Source organism: bacterium (assembly GCA_036382775.1).
GTDB lineage: Bacteria > Hydrothermota > Tepidihabitantia > SM23-42 > JAOAFX01 > DASVHD01.
The window spans coordinates 36,780-42,989 of record DASVHD010000033.1; the positions used below are offsets into that span (position 1 = coordinate 36,780).

The following is a 6,210-nucleotide window of genomic DNA, read 5'->3' on the forward strand; positions in this document are numbered from 1 at the left end:
TATATGTTAAGGAAGATACAACAGCAATCGTTAATAGAATCTCCTATTTTATATTGCCCTTTTCCCTATCATAACTACATCTAATAACCTAACAAGTCTTCTATAATTTCATAGTATATTTAATCCAAGTTTCAGAAATATATCTTTAATGAGAGGATGGTGCCAGGGCGCGGGCGATCTTAGGGCGTTTAATAAAGACCCTGGCCGATAGTTATCCGGGTGCGGCGCGCAGTTTGGAAGATGATTTAGCAGACACCTTGCCCGTGATTGATTTAGGGTTGCCCAGGGCATTTCGGCAATCCTTGCAGACCACAAATCTGATTGAGAGTGTTTTTCGGACGTGCGTCAGGTGTCGAAGTACGTGAAGCGATGGCGTAACGGTCGGATGGCTGAACGCTGGGTGGTACTGGATCTGATCGAGGCTGAAAAAAGGACCCGTAAGATCAGAGGCTATCGCGATCTACCCAGGTTAGTCGCAGCCTTAAAGCAAAACAAGGCTCTTGACAACCCGGTGGTTGCATAATATCATATATTATGAATAGAGTTTGTTACCGAATTTCAACAGTGAACTGGACAACCCCGGGTATCCCTCGAAAAAAGGATAAGAAATGACAAACGATGAAAATAAATTCGAAAAGTTTCTTTTATCGGAATATGAGAATATTGTAAAGGCACATTTTAAATCTATAGAAAGTATAACGTCATTTTTTAGACATTATTTGCTTATAATGGCTCTGCCACTTTCAGCAGTGGCTGTATTACTTAGACTGACTTCCTTACCAGAAGCCTTACAATTATGTGAGAAATTCAAAGATTTCTTAATTATCGTTCTTTTATCATTTGTATTTATTGGAATACTTGTATCAATATATATAATCAATCATCGATTTGATGCAATTCTCTATGCAAGAACAGTAAATGGGATAAGAAAATATTTTTACGATAATTCTAAAATAGACATAAATTTTAAGCTGCATATGAGATCCTTACCCCAATGTCCTTATATTCCAAAATATTATGAACCTTGGTTTTTCTTTCCAGTAGTAATGGTATTTGCAATAATAAACTCATTGTATGCTTGTGCAGCATTGTATATTTTTCTAAATATTCCTGCTTCGAACGATTTAAAATCATTGTCTTTTGGAATAGGGTGTATGATAATCTATGTATGTTTATGGTTAATACATACCCTTATTTATGAAATACTCGCAAGACGTAGAGAAACCAAATATTTGAAATCAAATATTTTGGGTATTGATATTGATGGAGTTCTAAATAAACATAGAGAGCAATTTTGTAATTTACTTAGAGAAAAAACAAATAATATTATTAGTATCAAGCCCGAAGACATTCACTATATGCCCGTTCACAAAGATCCTAATCTAAATGTGACTCGCGATCATGAGCTGGCTGTTTTTAATGATCCTCAATATTGGAAAGACATGCCTATAATTGAACATGCCTACGATTCAATAAGAGATTTACGCAATAAATTTAAATTAAAAATTTATGTATTTACATGGAGGGGATGGCCTGAGCATAGTAACGAACAAGAATTATTACAATACATTGATATATTCTTAGGGGTTTGTAATAGTTTTTCATTTTCAAGATTATTATTTAAGATATTGCGAATACTTTCATTAAAAAAATATATTATATTAAAAAAGGAAATACCTCTCAAGCAAATTACAAATGAATGGTTAAAGGCTAATCAAATAAAATATGATAGATTAATTTTTGAAAAAGGTAATGATTATTCATCTGACCCTCGTGGACATTTTAATAATAGATTTTATTTATCCAGAGAAAAAAATATAAGGTTTTTTGTTGAAGACGACATAGAAAAAGCGGTAAAACTTTCTTATATCTGCGATGTTGTTTTTCTGCTATCTCATCCGTACAATGAACCCCTTGAATGTTTGCCTGATAAAGAAAAAGAAATGAGAAATAATTTGCCTTCAAACATTATACGAGTCCAAAACTGGAAAGAAATATATGATCATATTAAACGGATTTCTTGATTTTCTTTATTTGTTGATAACTTTTAATAATACTTAATTTGCTTTTGATTTTCTATGTTCATTTATTAACGACTGCGAATTTTATATTTATGATTTAGTCATTTTGTGGAACCAATAACACAGCCAGGAGTACACCATTCTTTTAATCCTCAGCATTTGGCAGGACTAAGTGACACAAACTTGTCTACTTACTTCTCACGGTCATCAAAAGGCAGTGTGTTGACGAATGCGAATTTTTATATATATGTTATTATCACTTGGTCATGCTTAATGACACAACTATGATGGCTCCATTCTCTTATCCTTCAACAAGCAGATATTAGATCATTTTTGAACAAATAATACTTATATTACTTATATTGTAGCGGTCTCAATTTACCACGCAACATTAAATCTCTATTAGAAATTTTGAAAAAACCAACACTATTTCCTACCACTAAAGCCAATACAGGAATAGCATTTTTTCTTTTCGCAGACATTACTAATTTTTTTTCATCGTCTATTGTCAACCGTGCATAAGAAATGGAAATTTTTCTTGTTGATTTTACTTGAATTGCCCACTTTCTGCGACCTTTCACTGCCATAACATCAATGGGTCCTCTACTTCCTCTTGCTATCGACCATTGATATTTACGTCTCTTAAGAAACTCACCGACTTGAAATTCTTTTCTTCTTCCATACTGGTAATGAGACATTCATACCTCCAAACCTAAGATCTATTAGTCCATCTTGAAATAAATAATTCTTTATTGAATTTTAACTCCCCCTTTTTATCTTGCGAAAACCAATTTTTATCAATAGGTAATTTAGTAAGATCCTCTATAATCTGTTCACCATTTTTTAATATTATCCATTCTTTTTGAGCAAAATTTGCAGCCCTCCGCGTGAATGATGAGGTAGCATAAAATATGCCCAAAATAGGCCCTTCGTTTTTCGTGAACCAAATGGGCAAATCGACTTGCCCATTTCTTGTTTCGTCATAGTATGTCTTGAATGATCGAACCAAACCTGGCTCTACTTTTTTTGAGTATCGTTTTGCTTGTCCAATTACTTTTATCTGATATTTTTTGGGAATAATTCCCAATGAGATTTCTTTGTCGATATTATATAAACCGATAAAGTCTATTCCTTCTTGATTCGTTTTGGTCTGTTTTACTGGATTCACACCAGAAATCTTTAGTAAATCAACACATAGTTTTTCAAATCCCTGCCAAGGCATACTACACATTGTTCTTAAAATAGTTGCTCTACATTTTCTGAAATTTGCCAACCAAAGACTTTCATTATGTATGAGGCTATAGCTAATAATCATGTGCGGTAGTGACTCACACAGTTCATACTCAGCTCCTACGCCTCTGGAATCGCAAACTTCCTTTCGCGTTACAAAATATGATTCAACCTTTGGTAGTATATCATCAAGACTATCTGTGATTTCAAGTGGGCTTTGTCCAGGATACATTTTCTCTATTTTCTTGGTGCAATAGTCTTTGAGATTAATTTTATCCTCTTTCATCTTCATTATTTCATCGTACACCTCTCTTGCTACTTTTACAGTTGGCAAATTAATACTCATGACTTCATTTCCTTGTGAGATTATTTATTTGTAGGCGTGATGTGTTAATCATCTTTCTTAATATCTCGACAAGATTGACTCTCTGGAGTCTTTCTTCCTTCGATTTAGGTGACTGTAATTTAGGTATCGGTAGTGTATTTATGACTTGTTCTGCATCACGTAAATGCTTGATAATATCTGTGATATCAATTGGCATTCTTTTTGTTTCTTCTTGATGGAGTTCGTTTGCACATTGAATAAGATTAAGTTCACCATTACTGAACTTATCAAACAGCTTTTTGTATTCTGGCTGTACGAGCTTTGCTAATGTGTCTCGGGTAGTTGGAGAAATATCAATCCTTGGTTTTACGTCTTCTTGAGATGTTGCCCAAGAAAGATACTTTCTCAAATTATCAGTCTTAGTAAATTTGCGGGATGTATCATCCCAACCTAACCATATCTTCAATCCTTCTTTTACCATAATTATTTCATCAAAATGCCCAAATTTGTCTGGCGTGAGCATATCACCATATTCATCATCTTGTTTTGCCTGTTCAAATGCATAATATGAACGAATCAAGTGTGTAAGTTCCTTAGCAGGTTTTATTCCAAAAAGTGAAGCAATATCTTGCAACTCTTTACTACTCGCTTTTTCGAAATCTGCAAAAAATTTTGCTTTCGGGTACCGTTCCCAAGACTTGATACCAGGCGTATGTCTAAAACCTTGAATAATCCAGGCAATATCGGGATTACTACCCGTGTATTTCAATGCCTCAAATTTTTCTATGCCGCCAATTATCTGCTTAGCCAGTGTTTTGATTCCTTTTTCATGATTTTCCTTTAGGGTTTTGAGTGCTGCAACTCTTCTGTTGCCTTCAACAACAACATATTTATCAGCAACCAGTGGCCTTAATACAATTCTATCAACGATCCAAAAGCCAGAAGTGCTTATGCTTTCAGTTAAATCCACAATACCCTTACTTTTTATTTGACTCATATATTCGTTCTGTATATTAGGTTCAACTATTCTACTATCTAATATTTTCTCTTTTCCAGGAATTTCGAGTCTGGGATTATTAGGATCAAGATAGATTTGTTCTATCTTTACTCTTTCTACTTTCATATTTAATAGTTCGGCGTAAATTGTTGTTTCCTTATTTCTTGGCATGAAGCACCTCCTCTTATATTTTCGTTATCCTTAATGTTGTACTAATATCTTTGATCTTCATCATTTATTCTTCTTTTTCTTTTTTTTGTCGCTTTCATAAATCTTACACATTTTTTCCTTAAATTCCTTGGCGTTTTTTCCGAAAAGAGCTGTGAATGCTTCGCGATTTCTTCTAATCATTCCGTAAGAGTAAAAGAACATTAAACACAGTTTTACAGCGCGAAGTATAGGTTTTTCCCAACGGGGTGATACAAAGTGATTTTCAATACTATTAATAGATCGATATCGCATTGGATAAGATAATACACCAAGTTTGTTCAATTCATTTATTCGATAGAAAAAATAATCCGGTGTATCATTAGGATCTTCTGAATTATATAAAACATAAACTCTGATATCATTAAATCCAATTTTTTCTGCTGTTTTTATCGCGGATTGTATATACCCCTCTTCTGAATGATTATCGAAAGCAAAACGTAAAGGTTTGATTCTTACTGTTGATAATAATTTGGCTTTTTCTTTGTCAAAAAGCCTGCAATCCAAACCTTGATTGAAATCAAATATTTTGTTAAGACGCTTTAAATTTTCGACATCAGTCACAAATCGTGGCGAAAACAACCAATTATTATCCCAAAAAATAATCCTCTCTTTTGAAATATCTATATCTTTTTCCCAATCTTCTTTAATAAAAAATTGTGGTTCGTGACATCTAACTGCGCAAAACATGCATTTTCTTTTGCATCCTCTCGACGTAAATGTTATTGAACACCGTAACTTAGGAAATAACGAATAATCTGGAGCAACATGTTCAGCACCGTCTAAAAGACCAAGATGGGGGTTTATACCCGTTTGCTCTTTTATGACGTTTGGTAGCAAAGTGGCAAATATACCCCCAACTTTAATTTCAGCATGTGGATATTGCGATTGAAAATGTTTGATAGATTCTATAACTGTGATTGCATGATAAGTGAATAATGTTGTTATGTATATTTTGTCATAATTTTTTTTGAGTTTAACCTGATTACTACCAAAAAAGTCATGGTTATTATTATTGTCCTTTATGAAATCAACAACATCTCCTTTGTTTTTATGCCAAGTAGATATTTTCATTAATCCTAAAGGAGGATAGTGACTCTCATACCCAGGTTCAATCAATAAAATATTCTTTCTCTTATGATGTCGTTTCAATATCATTGTCACAAATTAATCATTTCTTTGTCTTATTATTTCATGGGTATTTTTAAATAACTTTGCGCGTTCATTTGAGTATAATTCATGCTCCTCGTTTACTATTTGACATATCCGCATATTGCTTAGACAGTATTGCGGAATGCTCCCCGTTTGACTTGGACATGAATATAAGGTATACTTGCGGGCTTGGAAAGGAGTTTTACGATGAACCGCAAGATTTGGACGCTCGAGGAAAAGCTTGGGGTGGTATTGGCGATGTTAAAGGGCGAGGAATC

6 protein-coding genes are annotated in these 6,210 nt (G+C 33.7%); 2 read left to right on the top strand and 4 right to left on the bottom strand.

The genetic code is table 11. The annotated features are described in order from the left end of the window. The first annotated feature begins 349 nt into the window (after positions 1-349). Entirely contained in the window at positions 350-523 is a 174-nt protein-coding gene (locus VF399_07480) for a hypothetical protein (GenBank protein ID HEX7320179.1), read from the top strand. Positions 524-608: 85 nt separating this feature from the next. Then, positions 609-2,024, top strand: a complete 1,416-nt coding sequence (locus VF399_07485; GenBank protein ID HEX7320180.1) for a hypothetical protein — start codon at positions 609-611, stop codon at positions 2,022-2,024. A 350-nt stretch (positions 2,025-2,374) separates the two neighbouring features. Here the strand turns inward: VF399_07485 and VF399_07490 are convergent, their stop codons facing one another. Genes VF399_07490 through VF399_07505 form a run of 4 tightly spaced genes read right to left on the bottom strand, consistent with a single transcriptional unit; the run spans position 2,375 to position 5,944 of the window. After that, positions 2,375-2,719 (bottom strand): hypothetical protein, encoded by a 345-nt coding sequence (locus VF399_07490; GenBank protein ID HEX7320181.1) that lies wholly within the window; start codon positions 2,717-2,719, stop codon positions 2,375-2,377. A 14-nt stretch (positions 2,720-2,733) separates the two neighbouring features. Beyond that, positions 2,734-3,543, bottom strand: a complete 810-nt coding sequence (locus VF399_07495; GenBank protein HEX7320182.1) for a restriction endonuclease — start codon at positions 3,541-3,543, stop codon at positions 2,734-2,736. A gap of 58 nt (positions 3,544-3,601) precedes the next feature. Further along, positions 3,602-4,744 (bottom strand): ParB/Srx family N-terminal domain-containing protein, encoded by a 1,143-nt coding sequence (locus tag VF399_07500; GenBank protein HEX7320183.1) that lies wholly within the window; start codon positions 4,742-4,744, stop codon positions 3,602-3,604. Between the two features lie 60 nt (positions 4,745-4,804). Further along, entirely contained in the window at positions 4,805-5,944 is a 1,140-nt protein-coding gene (locus VF399_07505) for a hypothetical protein (GenBank protein ID HEX7320184.1), read from the bottom strand. Positions 5,945-6,210: the final 266 nt, after the last annotated feature.